General features: G+C 36.6%; 16 protein-coding genes and 3 tRNA genes. 12 read left to right on the top strand and 7 right to left on the bottom strand.

The features are described 5' to 3' along the window. The first annotated feature begins 225 nt into the window (after window positions 1–225). The 3 genes from cobM (at window position 226) to ACKPCA_RS13585 (ending at window position 5,502) form a co-directional block, all read left to right on the top strand. The gene (gene cobM, locus ACKPCA_RS13595) at window positions 226–1,998 is read left to right on the top strand and encodes a precorrin-4 C(11)-methyltransferase (RefSeq protein ID WP_321279551.1); all 1,773 of its coding nucleotides are present in this window, start codon (window positions 226–228) and stop codon (window positions 1,996–1,998) included. Window positions 1,999–2,180: 182 nt separating this feature from the next. Further along, the gene (gene cbiD / locus ACKPCA_RS13590) at window positions 2,181–4,013 is read left to right on the top strand and encodes a cobalt-precorrin-5B (C(1))-methyltransferase CbiD (protein WP_321279550.1); all 1,833 of its coding nucleotides are present in this window, start codon (window positions 2,181–2,183) and stop codon (window positions 4,011–4,013) included. Between the two features lie 64 nt (window positions 4,014–4,077). After that, window positions 4,078–5,502 carry a bifunctional metallophosphatase/5'-nucleotidase gene (locus tag ACKPCA_RS13585; RefSeq protein WP_321279549.1) on the top strand — a complete coding sequence of 475 codons (1,425 nt, stop codon included), beginning with the start codon at window positions 4,078–4,080 and terminating at the stop codon, window positions 5,500–5,502. Window position 5,503: 1 nt separating this feature from the next. Here the strand turns inward: ACKPCA_RS13585 and ACKPCA_RS13580 are convergent, their stop codons facing one another. Both ACKPCA_RS13580 and ACKPCA_RS13575 read right to left on the bottom strand, forming a co-directional pair. Continuing rightward, a complete protein-coding gene (locus ACKPCA_RS13580) occupies window positions 5,504–7,741 on the bottom strand; it encodes a TonB-dependent receptor domain-containing protein (RefSeq protein WP_321279548.1) in 2,238 nt (745 codons plus the stop codon). A gap of 91 nt (window positions 7,742–7,832) precedes the next feature. Continuing rightward, window positions 7,833–8,195: a hypothetical protein gene (locus ACKPCA_RS13575; protein ID WP_321279547.1), complete on the bottom strand. Its 363-nt coding sequence runs from the start codon at window positions 8,193–8,195 to the stop codon at window positions 7,833–7,835. 167 nt (window positions 8,196–8,362) lie between these two features. Here ACKPCA_RS13575 and ACKPCA_RS13570 point away from each other — a divergent pair, with 167 nt between their 5' ends. Then, complete coding sequence (locus ACKPCA_RS13570; RefSeq protein WP_321279546.1) at window positions 8,363–9,400, top strand: endonuclease/exonuclease/phosphatase family protein; 1,038 nt, start codon at window positions 8,363–8,365, stop codon at window positions 9,398–9,400. Window positions 9,401–9,504: 104 nt separating this feature from the next. Here the strand turns inward: ACKPCA_RS13570 and yedF are convergent, their stop codons facing one another. Beyond that, a complete protein-coding gene (gene yedF / locus ACKPCA_RS13565) occupies window positions 9,505–9,846 on the bottom strand; it encodes a sulfurtransferase-like selenium metabolism protein YedF (RefSeq protein WP_054721010.1) in 342 nt (113 codons plus the stop codon). 2 nt (window positions 9,847–9,848) lie between these two features. Beyond that, on the bottom strand, window positions 9,849–10,889 hold the full coding sequence (gene selD / locus ACKPCA_RS13560) for a selenide, water dikinase SelD (RefSeq protein WP_054721011.1): 1,041 nt from the start codon (window positions 10,887–10,889) through the stop codon (window positions 9,849–9,851). 130 nt (window positions 10,890–11,019) lie between these two features. On the opposite strand from selD, the gene ACKPCA_RS13555 reads away from it, so the two are divergent. Next, window positions 11,020–11,811 carry a histidine phosphatase family protein gene (locus tag ACKPCA_RS13555; protein WP_321279545.1) on the top strand — a complete coding sequence of 264 codons (792 nt, stop codon included), beginning with the start codon at window positions 11,020–11,022 and terminating at the stop codon, window positions 11,809–11,811. Here ACKPCA_RS13555 and ACKPCA_RS13550 read toward each other — a convergent pair. Beyond that, a complete protein-coding gene (locus ACKPCA_RS13550; protein WP_321279544.1) occupies window positions 11,798–12,439 on the bottom strand; it encodes an O-methyltransferase in 642 nt (213 codons plus the stop codon). The genes ACKPCA_RS13555 and ACKPCA_RS13550 overlap by 14 nt on opposite strands. Before the next feature lie 2 nt (window positions 12,440–12,441). Beyond that, window positions 12,442–13,662, bottom strand: coding sequence for a M16 family metallopeptidase (locus ACKPCA_RS13545; RefSeq protein WP_054721014.1), 1,221 nt, complete (start codon window positions 13,660–13,662; stop codon window positions 12,442–12,444). A 127-nt stretch (window positions 13,663–13,789) separates the two neighbouring features. On the opposite strand from ACKPCA_RS13545, the gene ACKPCA_RS13540 reads away from it, so the two are divergent. Both ACKPCA_RS13540 and ACKPCA_RS13535 read left to right on the top strand, forming a co-directional pair. Further along, window positions 13,790–13,862, top strand: a tRNA-Phe gene (locus ACKPCA_RS13540). Between the two features lie 32 nt (window positions 13,863–13,894). Continuing rightward, window positions 13,895–13,967: transfer RNA gene (locus ACKPCA_RS13535), tRNA-Phe, on the top strand. A 47-nt stretch (window positions 13,968–14,014) separates the two neighbouring features. On the opposite strand, the gene ACKPCA_RS13530 is transcribed toward ACKPCA_RS13535, so the two are convergent. Continuing rightward, window positions 14,015–15,313, bottom strand: coding sequence for a S41 family peptidase (locus ACKPCA_RS13530; protein WP_321279543.1), 1,299 nt, complete (start codon window positions 15,311–15,313; stop codon window positions 14,015–14,017). Between the two features lie 243 nt (window positions 15,314–15,556). Between ACKPCA_RS13530 and ACKPCA_RS13525 the strand changes: the two genes are divergently transcribed. The 5 genes from ACKPCA_RS13525 (at window position 15,557) to ACKPCA_RS13505 (ending at window position 20,907) form a co-directional block, all read left to right on the top strand. Then, window positions 15,557–15,629 (top strand) — tRNA-Phe (locus ACKPCA_RS13525). A gap of 244 nt (window positions 15,630–15,873) precedes the next feature. Further along, on the top strand, window positions 15,874–17,403 hold the full coding sequence (gene gpmI, locus ACKPCA_RS13520) for a 2,3-bisphosphoglycerate-independent phosphoglycerate mutase (RefSeq protein WP_321279542.1): 1,530 nt from the start codon (window positions 15,874–15,876) through the stop codon (window positions 17,401–17,403). Window positions 17,404–17,499: 96 nt separating this feature from the next. Continuing rightward, window positions 17,500–18,081, top strand: a complete 582-nt coding sequence (locus ACKPCA_RS13515) for a DUF3109 family protein (protein ID WP_321279541.1) — start codon at window positions 17,500–17,502, stop codon at window positions 18,079–18,081. A gap of 415 nt (window positions 18,082–18,496) precedes the next feature. After that, the gene (locus ACKPCA_RS13510; protein ID WP_054721018.1) at window positions 18,497–19,870 is read left to right on the top strand and encodes a dipeptidase; all 1,374 of its coding nucleotides are present in this window, start codon (window positions 18,497–18,499) and stop codon (window positions 19,868–19,870) included. 320 nt (window positions 19,871–20,190) lie between these two features. Next, window positions 20,191–20,907 carry a FadR/GntR family transcriptional regulator gene (locus tag ACKPCA_RS13505; RefSeq protein WP_054721019.1) on the top strand — a complete coding sequence of 239 codons (717 nt, stop codon included), beginning with the start codon at window positions 20,191–20,193 and terminating at the stop codon, window positions 20,905–20,907. Window positions 20,908–20,913: the final 6 nt, after the last annotated feature.

Here is a 20,913-nt window from a genome sequence, read left to right as displayed (position 1 = left end):
GAGGGTCTCACTTTAAGTGAGGCTCTCAATAAAAAAAAAAGAATTCTCCCCTTTTAGGGGAGATCCCGACAGGGAGGGTGTATTGTTTTCCAAAATTCACCCTTTTGTCTATCGACATTTTCCCTAAAAGGGAAAAATTTAATTTGAAACGGGAGATGCTTTTTTTCAGTAACCAACGAGAAACAATAAGTAGTAAGTAAAGACCAAAACAGAACAAAATACATCATGTCAAAAATAATAATCACACATTCCGATAAGGGGGAGTCACTTGCCAAACACATTACAAATAATGGATTTGAGGCTGAAATTATGCGCTCGCCAAAGAACTACGAAGAGCTTTGGAACAAATACGAAGCGTTAATTTTTATTGGAGCGTTGGGCATTTGCGTGCGCGAGATTGCCGCTTTTTTAAATGATAAAAAAACAGATCCTGCGGTGATCAATATCGATGCCAACGGACAATTTGTTCAACCTGTTGTGTCGGGACATTTGGGTGGGGCAAATCAATTGGCGGAAGATATTTCTCGTCTGTTGGGAGCAACACCTGTTGTTACTACCGTTAGCGATACATCAGGCTTGTGGGCATTGGATTTATTGCCGGAAAAACACAATTGGACCCTGGATTGCAAGGGCAATCTTACCCAATTGATGGCAGCTTTTGTGAACAAACAGAAAACCGCTTTGCTGCTTGAGATGCGCGATAAAGGAAGTCTGGTTTTGGAAACAGAAAAACCGGATCATGTAGATGTGTTTTTTAGTGCGGATGAAATAAAGCTGGAAGAGTACCAGCTTGTTTTGGCAGTAACACCATTTGTTCACGATTTTGGAGCTAAAGTGATTTACTACCGTCCTAAAGTTGTGCAATTGGGCGTAGGTTGTCAGCGCGATCTTCCTTTTGAGGCTTTCGAAATGGAATTGCTTTCGAAATTGGAATCGCAGCAAATTTCTCCATTATCGATTGCTGCTATCGGAACGGTTGACTTAAAAGCCAATGAAAAGGCATTGATTGAATTATCCGAAAAATGGAACATTCCAATGAACACATTTGGTGAGGATGTATTGTCAGGATATGATGTTCCTAATCCATCGCAAAAAGTAAGCGTGGTAACCGGAAGTTACAGCGTTTCCGAAGCTGCAGCCATGCATCTTTCAGGAAATGCTTTGTTGGTAGAAAAACAAAAAGCAAAGGCTGGTGATAAACACTTCACTTTTGCTTTGGCAATGGATAAGAATAGCGAGCGTAAAGGTTTTGTAGAGTTTGTTGGGGCAGGTCCCGGTGATCCTGAACTGGTTTCAGTTCGTGGAAAAAGAATGCTTCAAACGGCCGATATGATTCTGTATGCAGGCAGCTTGGTTCCTAAAGAACTGACCAACTATGCAAAGCCTGGATGTGTGGTAAAAAGCTCGGCTGGCATGGATTTGATCACTCAGATTGAAAGCATGAAACCATATTACGATCGTGGATTGTTTGTGGTGCGTTTGCATACTGGTGATCCTTGTATTTATGGTGCCATTCAAGAACAAATGGCCATTATGGATCAACTGAAATGGAATTATCACATTACTCCGGGAATTTCTTCATTCCAGGCAGCAGCAGCGGCTTTGGAGTCACAATTTACCATTCCGGAGGAGGTACAAACCATCATTTTGACTCGTGGAGAGGGAAGAACGCCAATGCCAGATCGTGAGCAATTGAACAAATTGGCCCGATCGCAAAGTACAATGTGTATTTACCTGAGTGCTTCTATTGCCGAAAAAGTTCAGGCACAACTTTCGGAGCATTATCCACCGGAAACACCTGTGGCGGTTTGCTACAAATTAACCTGGAAGGATGAAAAAATCTACCGTTGTACACTGGAAACTTTGGCAAAAACAGTAGAGGAAAACAATTTGAAAATGACTACCATGATTGTTGTGGGAAAAGCCATTGACAACCGATCGGGATTTTCAAAACTGTACGATAAGAAATTTACTCACGCATTTCGTGAAGGAAAATAAAACTTACTTTGAGGGTCTCACTTTAAGTGAGGTTCTCAATAAAAATTTTGAATTCTCCCCTTTTAGGGGAGATCCCGACAGGGAGAGGGGTGCTATTGATTAGATTTTTAAGGAATTCACCCTTTAGTCTGTCGACGGTTTCCCTTGAAAAGGGAAACATTCATATAGAAACGCAAAAACTTATGGTTCTTATTTTTGGCGGAACAACAGAAGGAAAGAGAGTTGCTGAACTATTCGACATTATAGGTCAGCAATACTTTTATTCCACAAAAACCGATTCGCACAAACAAATTAAAGGCGAGCGTGTTTTTGGTGATATGGATAGCACTAAAATCAAAGAGTTCTGCCAAACCAATGGCATTCGATTGATTGTTGATGCGGCTCACCCTTTTGCCGTTTATTTGCATGATAACATTTATCGGGCAGCTCAGGAATTGGGAATCTCAACCATTCGCTACGAGCGAAAGTTTCCAGAAATCAAATCGTCGAAACAGGTGCGCTTGTTCGATTCCTACGAGAGCATGACTGAGACTCTTTTGCAGAAAGATTATCAGAACATATTGGCCTTAACAGGTGTTCAAACCATTAACAAACTAAGGCCACTTTGGGATGAACGAACTTGTTATTTCAGGATATTGGATACCGATCTTAGTCGCCAAAAAGCTAGGGAAACCGATTTGGATTATCAGTATGTAATTCCAATGGATCCAAAGGCAGGAGTTGAGGAATTGGCGATTTTAACAAAGAAGTTGAATGCTGAAATTTTACTTTCGAAAGAGAGTGGAGAATCGGGTTTGTTTGAAACAAAAGAGAAAGTTGCCGAACAGGTGAAAATACCTTTATGGGTAGTGAAGCGACCAGAATTGCCTGCTTTCGATTATGTGGTGGATGAATCTAAAGCTTTCCTGCAGCAATTTTATCAGGTAAAGAAAACGAGTCTAAAGGTTGAAGGCCAATTGAGAAGCGGTTTTACTACCGGAACCTGCTTAACTGCTGCCACAAAAGCCTGTTTTATTGCCTTGGCAGAAAAGAAATTCCCCCAATGGGTTGAGGTTGATCTACCGGGAGGAGAAAAAACCAGATATGCTATTTTTCCAGAAAACTTATCAAGTAATTCAGCTTCCTGTGTGGTAATAAAAGATGCAGGTGATGATCCGGATGTGATTCATGGCAAAGAAATCGGTTGTGAATTATCATTTTCCGAACAGACAGGAGTTCAGTTTGTAAGAGGAAAAGGTGTAGGAATGGTTACTTTGCCTGGTCTTCAGGTTCCTGTTGGTGAACCAGCCATTAATCCGGTTCCACGAAAAATGGTTTCCAATCTTTTGGAAAAATTGTCTGAACAATACGAAATGGACTTGGCTTTTGAGGTGAAGGCCTTTATTCCTGAAGGAGAAGAGTTGGCCAAGCAAACTTTTAATCCAAGAATTGGAGTGGAAGGTGGCATTTCAATTATCGGGACAACGGGAATTGTAAAACCTTTATCGAATGAAGCCTTTTTGGCCAGTATTAAACAACAGGTGAAAGTGGCCAAAGGAAACCAGTGCACCGAAATTGTTTTAACCTCAGGAAAGAGAAGTGAAAACAGGCTGAAAGATAAATTTTCACACTTGCCACAGGTAGCCTACATTCACTTTGGCAACTTGGTTGGCGATACCATAAAGTTAGCAGTTGATGAGGGAATGGAGAAAATCAATGTGGCCATCATGTTCGGAAAATCAGTAAAGCTTGCAGAAGGAAACTTGAATACCCACAGCAAGAATGTGGTTTTTAATGCTGATTTTGTTGCTGATTTATCCAAACAAGCTGGATATTCTGATGAAATCCAAAATCAAATTAAGGGGTTGAAGTTGGCCAATGCCATTTTGGATATCATTCCGTTTTCAGAGAATGAAGCATTCTACAATTTGGTAGCTCAGAAATGCTTAAAAAATTGTCAACAGCTGTTAAATGATTCTTGCTCAATACAGTTATTTCTTTTGGTTGGCGATGAGGGAATGATTATCGTGAATTAAAATTGATAATTCATTAATGTAATAAGCTTATCATTTTTGTAATTTTGGTGAAAAATAGATCCTGATGCACAGACCTTTAATAATACTGCTATTACTTCTGGTAAATATCAATTTATCAGCTCAAAAGGTAGATATTCTTTACTTTACCGATGCTCACCGGATTTTTCCTGTTGATGATGTAGAAGGAGGCCGAGGTGGAGTGGCTCGTTTGAAGACCATTGTAGATGAAAGCAAATCGGGTAATGCAAATACCCTTGTAATTCATGGTGGCGATTTGTGTGGTGGTGTTCTGTTTGGCGGAATGTACAAAGGTTTGCCTATGATTGAGGCTTTTAATGAAATTCCTGTCGACATCTGTAATTTTGGTCAGCACGAGTTTGATTTTGGGGTAGATCATATATTGGAACTTTTAAGTAAATCAAAATCGGAATGGTTTAGCTCTAATCTGAAAAACAGAGATGGTGAGCCTTTTGGCAAGTTACCAAAGTATCTGATTAAGAAAATTGGTGGAATTAAAATTGCATTTATCGGTTTAACCGATGCAATGAATTCTACCATGAAAAGCAATCGAGTAATACAGGAAGATTTATCAATTGCGATTTCTGATATTATCGAAGACCTCCAAAATGTTGACTTTTTAATTGCCATTACCCAAACGGATTTAGAAACCAATAGAAAGCTTTTGGAACAATTTCCGGATATTGATTTGGTGCTTACCGAGGAGCAATACGAATACGAAAGCAATGTGTTCTACAAAGGAAACAAGCCCATTGTGGCTACCGCAGGCAACATGAGTTCGGTTGCCAAGATTAGTTTGCAAAAAGGTGAAAGACTTTTAATTGAAATTATTCCATTAGATGAAAATATTGTATCGGAAAAGTATTTGCGAGATATGGAAATCTACTATAAAAGAGACATGGAACTGAAATTGGCTGAAAAAATTTCTTACCTGGAAGTTCCGTTGAATTTTAGAGATGGGATTACCAAGGAAAGTGCAGCTGGAAATTTGGTAAGCGATGCCTATAGGGAATGGTACAAATCTGATGTTGGCTTAATTAATGGAGGTGGAATTAGAGCTGATATTCCCAAAGGTGATTTTACTATAAAGTCGGCCCGATCATTGTTGCCATTTGGTAATAAAATTTGCCAGATACTAATAAAAGGAAAGGAACTCAAATCTTTGCTAAAGAAATATGCAGGGAATACCAAAGGACAATTGCTGCATGTGTCAGGAATTTCGTATCAATATGATCAGAAAACAGATTCAATTCATGTAGAATGGAAAGGTGATTCTCTATCTGATGATGAATTGTTGACAGTTTCATTAAACAATTACTTTTTGAAAAAGCTTGATGTGGATTGTGATATTTTAATTAATGAAACAGATTTGAAAGCCAAAGAGGACTACGAAGTATTGCGCCAGTATTGTAAAAAACAAAAAGCCTTGCACCCGAAGGTACAAGGACGATTTGTTATTGTTCGAGAATAGTTTAAAGATTCAAACTAAGTGTAAGGTAAAAGCTTCTGCCTGGTGCATAAATTGCCTGGTTGCTGCCTTTTACCGATCTATTCAAGTGCTCGTAGTAAGCTTCATCAAATAAATTTCTGATTCCTCCAATGATCTGAATATTGTCAGAAAACAAATAGCTTGCCTTAAAATCCAAAACGGTAAAATCCGGTGTTTTAGTCTCACCATAATTTTCAGAAATTCGATCTTGCTTGGCTGCATATCTTACCATCAATTCAGGCGTAAACTTTTGTTTGCAAAAATGTGCCCCCAAGCTGTATCGAATATCCAAAGGAGGAATTTCAGGCAATGGCTGATTGATCATCTTGTTTTTACCGTAGGTATATGCCAGATTCAATCTGTGATACAAATGATTTGTGATGGATTGATTAAAACCAATTTCGAATCCTCGCATCACAGCCTTATTGATATTTACAAATTGTTTTACTCCAGGTGCCGTAGCCATTAATGAGGTAAGATCTGGTCTGATTTCAGAGCTGATGTAATCTCGTAACCAAGAATTAAACAGGTTAATATTCAAGGAGAAATATTTCGTATTCCAATTAATATTATAATCAATTTGGCAGTTGATTTCTGGGGCTAAATCAGGATTTCCAACTCTTTCGTAAGGATCAACATCAACAGGTATGTGGTTGATGAATCGTTCGGTTAAACTTCCACTTCTTTCTGCTCTTCCAAACCAAATCCCCATTCTAAGGTTTTCCGATAAATCTTTGCTAGCTCCAATACTAAAAGAGAAATCGAATTCATCTGAGGGATCATTTGGATTGATACTGCTAAAGTTTTCAGCTTTATCTTTGCTTTCAGCCAAATTGTTTTCTAACCTTGTTGAGGCGATGAAATAAGTCTCATTTACCGCAAAGTGATACTCTCCAAAAATACCGATTTTTTCAATTTTACTGTCTTGCCAAATGTTGTCGTAAACTGTTTTGCCTGCCATTGGTCCCATTAACATTTCACGAGAACGAGTGCCATCCGCTTCCTCCTTTTTGTAATCGATACCTGCGAACAACGAACTTTCCTTAAATTGAAATGCTGCTTCCGATCTAAAAGCGTAATTTTTTGTTTCAGCTTCGGTAATGGCATTTACTTTTCGTGGATTTAAATTCTTTGTCAGATTATCCATTTCATGATCAACGAATGATGCGTTTGCCGATGTTGAAATGGAAGCCAAGGCCGAATTTTTGAAAGTGATTTTGTGGCTAAGACTGATCATCTTGGTGTCATCTTCTCGCAAATCCATATTTAATGCTGGAAAATCAACATCTTCGGCATAGTTGCTATTGGCAGATACTTGTATATTTTGAGAATTGGAAAGTTTAAAGTTGGCTGCAAGTCCAATGTTTCTTCTGTTAAAACCTGAAGCCACTTTATCGCCATTGCCATCTTCATAATCTGAACCCTCGCTGTACGCTCCAAAAATACCGAAATTGTAGAACTTGCCTTTGGCACCTGCCAAAGCTTCGGTTCTGAATATTTCTCCATTGCTTTCGTAGCTTCCGGTAGCGCGACCAAACGTTCTTGTTTTATCAGCAAACCCGTTGGTCGATGATTTGAAATGGATGCTGCCACCAAAGGAACTACCATATCGTAACGAATGAGGACCTTTCATGATTTCTACCCTGTCAACCATGTTTAATGGAATTTGACTAATGGGAGGATCCATTCGGTTGGGACAAGCTGCAGTAGCATTCATTCCATTATCCATTACAATGTTTAACTGATCGTATTTGAAACCTCGCATTACAGGATCGAAACCATAACTTCCACTTTTACGGATTCCACCAATTAAACCCGATTGACTTAAGAATTCACCAGCATCATGCGATAATTTATCGCTTGAACGGATTTGCATGGTTTCAGATTCTTTTGCTGTCCTTTTTCGCGCAATGATAGTGGTTGGTAACAAACTAATGTAGGTTTTGTTCATATAAAGCTTGCCCGATTGTAATACAGCTTTTAATTCACTATCGGTAAGTGAAACTTTTCCATAGTTTACATGCGATAGGTATAGCTTTTCACCTTCAATATGTTTGATTGTAAATTCACCATTTGCATTGGTGTTTCCTTTCTGATTTTGATAAAGAAAGTGAGCAAATGCAATGGGATGATCAGTTTCCTGATCTAATAACTGAATTGTATTTTGAGAATAAACCTGTATGTAAATGCATAGCATACAGGCAGTAATTATTTTTTTCATCCTTCATTTTTATGTGTTCGAAACTATTGTGCATCAGAATTATTAGTGCACAAAAAATCGCAATACTGTAGCATTTACAATATTGAGGCCATTAAAAAAATAAAAATGAGCTTTGTTGTGGAGGATGAAAAATATCTGACACATGCTTTTTTATGAGCTGAAAATGGGGAAGATTTACATCAGTTGGAGCGATTGAAATTTTAGGAGTAGGAATTAAATCAAAACAGGTTGAAATGAAGTTTAAGTTCTCTTTTTCGATATTGATTTTTTTCTTTTCCGACTCATTTTCCTCTTGTTGCTTTAGTTGTTTTTTAAGATGACATTTCCCATTACACTCCATTTCTGGTTTGTCCTTGTTTTCACAAACCGAAGCATAAAAGTCCTGATTAAACTTATAATGTAGTATGATAATGATATTCCCGGTTGATTGAACGGAAAGTATCAGTATTAACATGTATGTGAGGAAATGTTTCAATAAGTATTATAATTCGGATGGATAAATAGTAAATATAAAGATTTTAAATCAAAAAAATAGATGTAAAAACCAAAGCAAGTAAGAAAATTATTTGCAGATCAATTTTGAATTTAAGAATTTTGATGGTTCTGAAAAATGAATAAAACATGAATAAATTTTTGATATTGTTCCTGCTATTGGTGTTTGTTGCATCTTGTTCGGGAAAAAAAGATGCGGAAGAATTAAGAGTATTGCAGTTTAATATTTGGCAAGAGGGAACCCAGGTAGAAGGGGGATATGATGCCATTATTAACGAGATTATCAGGACGAAAGCTGATTTAATAGCTTTGAGTGAGGTTCGAAATTATAATGATACCAATTTGTCAGAACGATTGGTTGCATCCCTTAAGAAGAAGGGATTTGAGTATTATTCTCTGAAAAGTCAGGATTCTGGCATATTGTCGCGTTATCCCATTACGTTTCAGGAGGCTCTTTATCCTGTGAAAGACGACAGAGGATCAGTATACAAAGCACTTATTGATGTGAATGGTGTAAAGGTTGCTTTCTATAGCGCTCATTTGGATTATAGAAATTGTGCATTGTACTTACCAAGAGGATATGATGGTTCAAGTTGGGAAAAACTGGATGCGCCTCAAACCGATTTGAATGTAATTAGAGAAGATAATCTGGCTTCAAAACGAGATGATGCTATTCAGGTGTTTTTGTCCGATGCTAAAAAAGAATTGGAAAAAGGAAGATTGGTTTTCTTAGGAGGAGACTTTAATGAACCTTCTCATAGGGATTGGGTGGAAGAAAATAAAAATTTGTACGATCATAATGGAGTTGTGATGAAGTGGCATAATACTCTTTCTCTTGAAAATTCGGGTTTTATTGATACGTACAGAGAAATATATCCTAACCCGATAAGTCATCCTGGATTTACTTATCCTGCTGATAATCCTCTAGTTGATATTAAGCGTTTGGCATGGAGTCCGGAGGCGGATGACCGGGATCGTATCGATTTTGTTTTTTATTATCCCAATGCAAACCTAAGTTTAAAAGAGGTTACTATTGTTGGCCCCAAAGGGTCGGTAAGTCGAAACCAGAGAATTGTGGAAACATCTCAAGATGTTTTTCTCCAGCCATTGGATGTTTGGCCTACCGATCACAAAGCAGTATTGGCCACATTCAATTTGAAAAAGTAGTAACAGTTGAGGATATAAAATTTCGAAGGAATGGATTGGGATTCCACTTTGGTTATTTTAGTGGAGAACTCAATCCATTCCCTTGAAATACTTCAGTTATGCTTTTAAAGATTAATCACCTTATCGGCATCGGCCTGGAGCGTTATAATGTCAGGCATGCTACCAACATTACCAACTTTTACTTTATCCAGTAAATTGTAATGATCAAGACAGGTTTTGCAGGCCAGCATGCTTACTCCTTTATTTGCCAGGTTTTGTAAACCTTCCAAGGCTGGAGAATCTTCACAAATCAACTTTACACCAGCATTGTAGAATACAATTATTTTTGGCAATCTGTTTTCTGCATCCAATAGTTTAAAGTAATTGGTAGCCAATTTTAAGCCCAATTCTTCGTTACCATTACCCATTCCATTTTGAGTAACTTGAATCAATGTATTTCTATGCATGATTAATTTACGCTGATATAAGGTTCGTTACTGTTTATCCTTTCTACCAATTTTCCAATTGGACTTAGATCAAATCCTTCTCTTTTAGCCAGACAGATAAACTCTTCAGTATGATTGTCGTCAACAGCAACCAATAAGCCACCACTTGTTTGCGGATCGCAAAGTAATGCTTTCTGATCTTCGGTAATTTCACCAATTAAATGTCCGTATGAAGCCCAGTTTCTTCTTGTTCCTCCAGGAGTACTTCCTTTCTGAATTAATTCTTCCACGCCTTCAATTTTTGGGACATCATTGTAATTGATTACCGCATTTACATTACTTCCTTCACAGATTTCGCTTAGGTGACCCAACAAACCAAAACCAGTAACATCAGTCATCGATTTGATGTATTCTTGCTCGCCAAATACAACTCCTACTTTGTTCAGGCTGCACATTAAATCAACCGCAATCTGATTGTTTTCGTGAGCAATTAATTTCTTTTTCTCAGCAGTGGTTAAAACGCCAATACCAAGAGGTTTTGTTAGGAATAAGGTGCATTTTGGACTGGCTGTATTGTTTTTCTTTACTCTTTCGGTTGCAACAATTCCGTTCACCGATAAGCCAAAAACAGGATCACCAATGTCGATAGAGTGTCCTCCTGCTAGTTGAATGCCAGCATTTGCACACACATCTCTGGCTCCTTCAACTACTTTTTGCGCAATTTCGGTAGAAAGTTTTTCCAAAGGCCATGCAAGAATAGCCAAGGCCATAATTGGTTTACCACCCATTGCATAAATGTCACTTATGGCATTTGTAGCGGCAATTCGACCAAAATCATATGGATCATCTACAATTGGAGTAAAGAAATCGGTTGTACTAATCAGAGCTTGACCGTTACCCAAATCGTAAACTGCAGCATCATCTTTAGTATCGTTACCAACCAGCAAGTTCGGATTGGGAATTCTTGGTGTGCTGCTTTTTAAAATGCATTCTAAATCTTTCGGTGAGATTTTACATCCACATCCGGCTCCCGGACTAAACTGTGTCAGTTTCTTTGTTTCCATTGTTTTTGCAATCTGTTAAATTATCTGGTAAAGATATCACTTTTTAATAATGGTTGTCATTCAACTTCAGGTCTAATTTTTACAATATTTATTTGCTTGCGATCAGTTAAATCTCTTAAATTTGATATTTGTGAATTTACATGATAGAGGATTGAAAAAGTTTGCTTCTATAAAATATTTGTTGCTGATTATTTGCGGTTTTGTAATGCAATCATGTGTTACACAGAATAGATATCTGCAATCGGTAAATACTTGCGATGCATTTACATGTGTTAACGAGGTAGATGCAATTGAACAGTTGGAACTGCAAAAGCAGGGCAAACGAAAATTACAGATTTATTTGATTCGCCATGCCAAGCCTAATCTTAAAAAGAAACTGTTTTATTCAGCAGAAGAGGCTCAGCAGTATGTTTATGATTACAATTCAGTGCCAATTGTTCCCTTCGATCCGGAAATGGTAAAGGTAAATCTAAATCCTAACCATTTCATCTATTGTTCCAACTTGCCGCGTTCGCAAGAAACTGCATTGGCAATTTTTGGAAAGGATTATCCTGTAGTGTCCGATTCGATTTTCCGAGAATATGAAATTAAAGTGGTAAAAGCCAGTAGTATTATTAAATTGCCTTTGCCTATTTGGCAGTTTTTTAGCCGAGGGAGTTGGTTGTTAGGTTTTAACCACAAAGGAATTGAAAGTCGGAAAGAGACTAAACAAAGAGTGAAATATGCAGTTGAAAATCTGATAAAAGTTGCCGAAAAAGAAGAAACTGCAGTTCTAGTAGCTCATGGGATGTTGAATCATGGATTGGAAAATCATTTGAAAAAACAAGGCTGGCAAGTCATTCAAAAAAACGGACAAGCCAATCTGGGGGCTACTATTTTAGTTAAGATTGTTGATTTAGAACAGAAAATTATTTTTTTCTAATCATCATCAATCCATGACGGATAGGAAGCATTAAATTTTCCACTCTCTCGTCTTTTTGTATGAATTCATTGAATGCAAGAATGCCTTGAGTTTGCTTGTCTTTCGATTCAACTTCTTCCAAAACCTTACCATCCCACAAAACATCGTCAGCCAAAACAAAACCTCCTTGCCTTAATTTTGGAAATATTGCCTCAAAATATTCGGTGTACTGTCTTTTATCGGCATCAATAAAAGCCAAATCAAATTCTTCTTCAATATTTGGAATAATGTCTAAAGCCTCACCAATGTGGAATTCTATTTTGTTCTCGTAACCCGATTGTTTGATAAATTTGCGAGTGAAGTATTCCAATTCATCATTGCAATCAATGGTGTGAATTATACAATCATCTGATGTTCCCATAGCCATGCTAATTGCCGAGTAGCCGGTATAGGTTCCAATCTCCAGAATACGTTTTGGATTCATCATTTGGCAAATCATCTTTAGAAATTTACCCTGCATATGTCCAGAAAGCATTCTTGGGCGAAGCATTTTAACATGTGTCTCCCGAGTAAGATCCTTTAAAATTTGATCTTCGTTTTCGGTATGTGTTAGGATGTATTCCTCCAGCTCTTTATTAATCTCCAACATGATTATTTATACATCAAAGTGGTTAATCGGTCTTTATTCAAAATTTCGTTGGCAACCTCAAGTAATTGTTCCGCTGTTATCGATTCAATTTTTTGGTAAATCTCCTCTAAAGAATCAACTCGATTGTAAAGAAGGTAAGTTTTGCCAACATTAAGCATTAAATTCTCGTTGTTTTCTGATGAAATGGCAATTTGTCCAATCATCTGATTTTTTGCCTTGGTCAACTGACCAGGCCCCAATTTTTTTGTGCAAAGCAAATCCATTTCTTTGTGAATTAAACTTAAACACTTGTCCAAGTATCCCTTATCGGTACCAAAGTAAATGCTAAAAACTCCTGTGTCAGCGTAAGAGGTATAGTTGGCTTCTATGTTGTAAGCCAGTCCGTGTTTTTCACGCAGGGAGAGATTTAGACGAGAATTCATCCCCGGACCACCCAGTATATTCGTTAAAAGTGACAATGGAATTCTGCGATCATCATTGGCATCGTATGCTACATTTCCTAAAACACAATGTCTTTGATAGGTGTTTTTAACCAAAGTCTGAGTTCTTGGCTTATAAGAATTTGGCCTTTTCCTTTTGTCGACACGTAAGTTTTCAGCAATTCCTCCAAAATACCTCTCAACCATCTTAACCAATTTCTTGAAAGGAATATTTCCTACAGAACTAATTACCATCTGATCTGTGTGATAATTGTTTCTAATAAAGTTTAAAATATCCTCACGTTTAAAAGCTTTGATATGCTTAGGTGTTCCTAAAATATTTCTTCCAATTGGATCTTTTTTGAAAATTAATTCCTCAAAATCATCAAAAATAAGTTCGGAAGGAGAATCTTTATAGGAATTGATTTCGTCAAGAATTACCTCTTTTTCTTTTTCCAGTTCTTTTTCAGGGAAAATAGAATTGAAGGTGATATCGCTTATTAGTTCAAGAGCTCTTTTGTAATCCTTATCCAAAAAAGTAGTGTAAATGCATGTTTCCTCTTTTGTGGTGTAGGCATTTAGTTCCCCACCTACATCTTCCATACGGCTAAGTATGTGATATGCTTTACGTTTTGTTGTTCCTTTAAACACAACATGCTCTATAAAGTGAGCAATTCCCCATTCATCCTCTTTCTCATCACGGGAACCGGTATTCAAAATAATTCCGCAATGGGCAACACTTGCCTTAACTGGTCGGTGAATTAACCGGATACCATTTGATAATGTGTAAGTTTCGAATACCATATACTTTTTTATTAGGCTGCAAAGGTAACAAGAAGTTTAGAATCCGATTAAAATTCCTTTCTATTTTTCTTGATTTTATTTGGTGATGTAAATTTTTTACGTACTTTTGCATCGCTCAAGTAAAGAGGGTACCATAGCTCAGTTGGTAGAGCAATGGACTGAAAATCCATGTGTCCCTGGTTCGATTCCAGGTGGTACCACAACTTTTTTCTTCGAGTAATTAATACCAAGGGGTACCATAGCTCAGTTGGTAGAGCAATGGACTGAAAATCCATGTGTCCCTGGTTCGATTCCAGGTGGTACCACGAAAAAAGCCGATCGTTTGATCGGCTTTTTTTGTATTTGAAACTTTTTAGTTTGCGTCAATCAATAAATCAAATCCTTTCTTTTTAAACTCTCTCTCGGTTGTAGATAGAGATTTGGCTGCAGTAATAGCTGGGAAATTACCTTGGTTAATGTATTGGAGTGCTGCTTGAAGATTGCTCTCCTCGGGATCACCAAAATCACGACTTAAATCGTCAGAAATTTCAAAATCAACAGGAATTCCTTCAAAATAATCTCCTTCATCATTTGCATTGGTAATCGAAAAACTAATTGGGACAATGGCCAAATTAAAGTCAGGTTCTTCAAAAACATACATTCCTACAGGCTTTCCATGTGTTTTGCTGCCAATTAAAATTACTTTATCATTGCCTAAATAAGGTTTTAAACCATTTATTACCATTTCGCTGGCTGATGCAGTTCTGTCTGTTGTAATTATGAAAACTCTTTCAAAACTATAGGCAGATGATTGGTTGCTAAAGGCATAGGTAAAATTTTCACCACTTTTGGAATCATTATGGAATACTTTGGAGTAAATTTTTCCTTCGTAAAGATTTCCAGTAATTAAACTTGAAAGTTGATTTGATATGGTTGTACTACCTCCACCATTGTAGCGTAAATCCAAAACCAATTCTTTTGCCGCATTGGCTTTAAAATAATCAAAAGCTTCATTCAATGCATCTTCTGAACTTCCTAGAAAACTATCAAATGCTAAATAAGCTACATTTGTACCTTCGTAATTAATTACCTCTCTTTTTAGTACGGAGTTTTGATCTATTTCCTGTTGACTTGCGGTAATTTCCTTTTGTTCTCCTAAATTGTTTTCAAATATAAATGTTGAAGTATTCTTATCTAATTCATTCAAAACAGCATCTTCAGTTAAATCTGCAATATTTAGTCCGTTGATGTTTATCAATTTCCATCCTCGGGTAATTCCTTTTGAAGCAAGGGGAGATTCATCGAAAATCAATTTTACTCTAAGGTTATCTTCTGAATCATATTTGAATGCCAAACCATATCCTTTATATGTTCCGTTTTCAAGATATGCAATCAATGCATCAAGGTTAGCAATATAGCTCCATCTATCTTGGTTCACTAGTAGGTCTTCAAAATATTTATTTACATCCGAATAGCTGGAAGAATTGATATTGGGTAGTTCTTCATTCCACAAATACCATTCACTCATTGTTTTGTCTATAGTTTCGTAAATGGTTTTGGTTTCTCTTTCATAGTTATTATTGTCATCATCGCTGCAGGCAATAATAAATGAAGAGAAGATAAAAAGAGAAAGGAAAAACTTAAATGATTTGAATAATCTATTTTCAGTCATCGATTTGGAGATTTAGTGATTAATGAACGGATATAAAAATAACAAAAACTATACCTATTATTTAAACGAGCCATAAGAATACGTATTGCATAAAAAATAAATATTTGAAATTAATCTAAATTGCGACGAAAAAATTGATTTTGAAGTATTTTCAGAAATGTATTTGCATTTTTCGTAAGTGTGCATCATAAATTATTTTGTAGAAAAGGATTTTTGCTTACTTTTGTAGCACCAAAAACAAAGGGTACCATAGCTCAGTTGGTAGAGCAATGGACTGAAAATCCATGTGTCCCTGGTTCGATTCCAGGTGGTACCACAAAAGCCGATCAAATGATCGGCTTTTTGTATTTATTGAGAAGATGGATTCCTTATTTGTGTATTTTTTTCTCAATTTCTGATACTTATTCTGTTCGTCTTTGAACAATTTTCAAATTACAAACGTTTTCGATCTAAAATAAAGACTCTCAATCGTCTAAGTGCTTTTTTTATTAGAATTAATAAGATATTTTTGCATGACTAAGATCAAGTAAAACAGAATTTAAGATATAAAATACTTTAAAATGGCAGATAGCAAAAAAGCTTTATTGATGATCCTTGACGGATGGGGGATCGGGGACAAATCGAATGCAGATGTGATTTCTTCAGTTGCAACTCCTTATATGGATAGCTTATTGGAAAAATATCCAAATTCGCAATTGCAAGCTGCAGGCAGATTTGTTGGGTTACCTGAAGGACAGATGGGTAACTCAGAAGTAGGTCACTTAAATATTGGAGCAGGACGTGTTGTTTACCAGGATTTGGTAAAAATCAATATGGCTGTTGAGCAAGATACTCTAAAGGATAACGAACAAGTTGTTAAAGCATTTACTTACGCAAAAGAAAATGGAAAGAAAGTTCATTTAATCGGTTTGATTGGTGATGGTGGAGTTCACTCTTTAAGTAAGCACGCTTTGGCTCTTTGTGATGCTGCAAAAGCATTTGGAGTGGAAGATGTATTTGTACATGGTTTAACGGATGGACGTGATACTGACCCTAAATCAGGATTGGATTTCGTTAAGACTTTCGTAAATGATATTACAAGCAAAGGAACAGCAAAATTTGCTTCTTTAATTGGTCGTTACTATGGTATGGATCGCGATAGCAACTGGGATCGTGTGAAGTTGGCCTACAATCTTTACACTAAAGGTGAAGGTAAAGCTACCACAGATGTTGTTGCTGCTATCGAGGAATCATATGCAGAAGGTGTAACCGATGAGTTTATCAAACCAGTTGTGGTGGTTGATGAAGCTGGTGCTCCTTTGGCTAAAATCGAAGAAGGCGATGTAGTGATTTGTTTTAACTTCCGTACCGACCGTTTGCGTCAAATGACAACTGTTTTCACTCAGGAAGACAAGCAGGAATTCGGAATGCATACCATGAATGTGGAGTGGTACACAATGACTTGTTACAATGCTAACTTTAAAGGTGTGAATGTAATCTACGATAAGGAGAACGTTCAGAACACAATGGGTGAAGTTGTGTCAGCAGCTGGTAAGAAGCAAATTCGTATTGCTGAAACTGAAAAGTATGCTCACGTAACATTCTTCTTCTCAGGCGGTCGTGAAGATGAGTTCGAAGGTGAAAGCCGTTTATTGGTTGCATCTCCAAAAGTGGCTACTTACGATCTTCAACCAGAAATGTCGGCTCCTGAAGTTGCAGATAAAATTACCGCTGAGTTGAATGCTCAATCGGCAGATTTTGTTTGTTTGAACTTCGCTAATGGCGATATGGTTGGACACACAGGTGTGTATGAAGCGATTTCAAAAGCTGTTCAGGCTGTAGACAAGTGTGTAGAACAAGTTGTTGAAGCTGCAAAAGCAAACGGATACGATGTAATCATTATTGCTGATCATGGCAATGCTGATTTTGCAGTAAATGCTGATGGTTCTCCAAATACAGCTCACTCATTAAATCCGGTTCCTTGTATTTGGGTAACTGAAAATCCAAAAGAATTGGAGAATGGTATTTTGGCTGATGTTGCACCAACTTTGTTGGATATTATGGGCATTGAGAAGCCAGAGGATATGACTGGAAAATCTTTGATAAAATAAAAGATTGTAACCGTATATAAAACATTCCGTACTATCTTTGCACGATAGTGCGGATTTTTTTATTCGTATAACTGATACAATTTAAATAGGGAAATAGTGTTACAGATAGGAAAAGCCATAGTTAGTCTTGATGTGATTGAGAAGAAGTTTATTTGCGACATTTCAAAATGTTGTGGAGCTTGTTGTGTTGAAGGAGATTCGGGAGCTCCGTTGGATGAGGAAGAAAAACAAATCATTGAAGATATCTATCCTGATATTAAAGAATATCTTACCGAAAGAGGAATAGAAGAAATCGAAAAGCAAGGAACAACAGTTATTGATAGCGATGGTGATTTGGTAACTCCTATAATCGATGGCAAGGAATGTGTCTATACAATTTTTGAGAATGGCAATGCCATGTGCGGGATCGAAAAAGCCTTTTTTGATGGAAAGATTTCGTATCGCAAACCGATTTCCTGTCAGTTATATCCTATACGAATTGATAAGTATGCGGAGTTTGATGCTGTGAATTACAATAAGTGGGATATCTGTAAACCAGCCAGAGAGCTTGGGTTTAAAAATGGAACACCGGTGTATAAATTTTTAAAAGAACCATTGATTCGTAAATATGGTGAAGATTGGTATAACGAATTGGAATATGCAGCTGAGAATATTGGTGAAATCATGAAAATGAGATGATAGAATATATCACTATAAGATTTTAAAGAAACAGTGACCAGTTTGGTTGCTGTTTTTTTTGTTTTGTAAGGAGTAGTATTTCTAACAGACTGTTTTAGTAGATTGAAATATCAAATAAAATCCTATCCGAATATTAGACATTTTTCCAGTATAACATATATCAAAATTCATTTTCATATATATCAGAAATTATTTTAATGTATATGAAAATATATGTTGATATATATTAAAAATAAAAACAATTTAAAGTTTTTATAAGAGATCCGGGGACTAAAATATTTAAAAATACGAGACATAGTTTAAAAAGGAAGATGACTTAATTTGCTATAAATCCTGCAAGAACATATTTGTATTCTCGTGATCTATTGTATATTTACCTTTCGAAAATATTTAAATCCAATAAACACACTTAAGTATGGAAAATATTAAATCATATATCGAAGAGAATAAGGAACGATTCCTTGAGGAATTATTCGGATTAATTCGAATTCCTTCTATTAGTTCGATTGAGGCTCATAAGCCAGACATGTACAAAGCTGCAGAATACTGGAAGCAACTAATTTTAGATGCAGGTGCTGATAAAGCTGAAATTTTTGAAACAGAAGGTAACCCAGTTACTTATGGTGAAAAAATTATCGATCCTAGTTTACCAACTGTAATGGTTTACGGTCATATGGATGTGATGCCAGTTGATCCAATCGATCTTTGGAATACTGATCCATTTGAGCCAGTAATTAAAGATGGTAAAATTTGGGCTCGTGGTGCTGATGATGATAAAGGACAGGCTTTCATGCATGCGAAAGCTTTCGAATACATGATTAAGAACGACTGTCTTCCATGTAACGTGAAGTTCATGATTGAAGGTGAAGAGGAAGTAGGTTCTCCAAACCTTCCTAAGTTCTGTGAAGATCACAAGGAAATGTTACAAGCTGACGTAATTTTGGTTTCTGATACTGGAATGATTGCTCCGGATATACCATCTATTACAACAGGTCTTCGTGGCTTAATGTACTGGGAAGTTGAAGTTACAGGTCCTAACCGCGATCTTCACTCAGGATTGTTTGGTGGTGCTGTAGCAAATCCAATCAATGTATTGGCAAAAATGATTACTCAAATGGTTGATGAGAATGGTCATATTACCATTCCTGGATTCTATGATGATGTAATCGAAGTATCAAAAGAAGAAAGAGCTATGATGGCTGAAGCTCCATTCAATGTGGAAGAATACAAAAAAGCAATTGATGTGAAAGCTTTAGCAGGTGAAAAAGGATATACTCCATCGGAGCACACTGGTATCCGTCCGTCATTTGATGTTTGTGGTATTTGGGGTGGTTACATTGGAGAAGGTGCAAAAACTGTACTTCCTTCAAAAGCTCATGCAAAGATTTCTACTCGTTTGGTTCCAAACCAAAACTGGGAAAAGATTTCTGTTCTTTTCAAAGAGCATTTCGAAGCAATTGCTCCTGATTGTGTTAAAGTGGAAGTTACTCCATTGCATGGTGGTCAAGGATATGTTTGTCCAATTGATTTCCCAGCGTATATTGCAGCTGAAAAAGCTTACACTGAGGTTTATGGAAAGCGTCCTGTTCCTGTACGTTCAGGAGGATCTATTCCAATCATTTCTTCTTTCGAAGAGATTTTGGGTATTAAATCAGTGTTGATGGGATTCGGTTTGGAAAGTGATGCAATTCACTCGCCAAATGAAAACTATCCATTGGAGCAATTCTTTAATGGAATCAATACAATTCCTTTGTTCTACAAGCATTACGCTGAATTATTAAAAAAATAGTTCGTTAAATGACTATAAATTAAGGGTATTTCAATTAGAAATACCCTTTTTTATTGGAATTCACATTTTGGTATGATAACTTTGCATTCTGCTATAAAGTATGCGACATTCGTCAGAATATTTAGAATATAATTATTATATTTCCTATGTAAATGAATTGAAGGATTCGATATGTATTGATAATATTGGATTTAGTCATATTTATAGCTAAATTAGTAGTAAGATCTTTTGTGTGATTTGATTCTCAATTTATCGTAAATTAAACATGAAGATAGGCAGGGATTATCAGAGATCATACAAGTCGAAGTAAATTGACATACATGGACGAAATTTTTGGAAAAATAGGTACGGCGCAAACTCTCAGTCAAAAAATTGAGCGTCGAATTGAGGAAGCAATTCGACAAAAAAAATTACTTGTCGGAACAAAGTTGCCTTCGGAACGTGAACTTTGCGAAATGTTTGCAGTTAGTAGAACGGCTTTGCGTGAGGCATTACGTCGATTAAGTGCAAGAGGATTAATTCAAATCAAGAAGGGTAGTGGGATGTTCGTTAGTGAACTGAAGATTGAAGATGCAATTGAATCTTTGAATCTATATTACGACCTAAGTTTTGATAGCGGTTTGATTTCTCAGATTATTGAAGTTCGTAGAGTTTTTGAACCTGAAATTGCAAGAATTGCAGCTACGAATAGAACGGATGAAGATTTAGCTGTATTAAATAGAAATATTGCAGATCTTGCCGATTGTGATCCTGATAATACGCAATTGGAGGCTGACATCATCAATAAGTTTCACTTAAATGTAGCCAAAGCAACAGGTAATAAAGTGATGATTATTTCGATGGAACCTATCTATTCATTACTACCAAGAATGCGTAATCTCATTTATGCCAATGTTGACGGCGAAAAGGATTTTACTATAAAAGCACATCGTGCAATTTTTGAGGCCATTCGAGATAAGGATGGAGAGCGAGCTTATAAAGAAATGGCTGGACAAATTGATCGTACCTTAGAAATATATACTCAATATTTGAAGTAACTCTCG

This window comes from Marinifilum fragile, assembly GCF_963677365.1.
In the GTDB taxonomy this organism is placed as follows: Bacteria; Bacteroidota; Bacteroidia; order Bacteroidales; family Marinifilaceae; genus Marinifilum; species Marinifilum fragile.
Note: the sequence above shows the minus strand (reverse complement) of the source record. Positions and strands in the feature narration are given on the sequence as shown.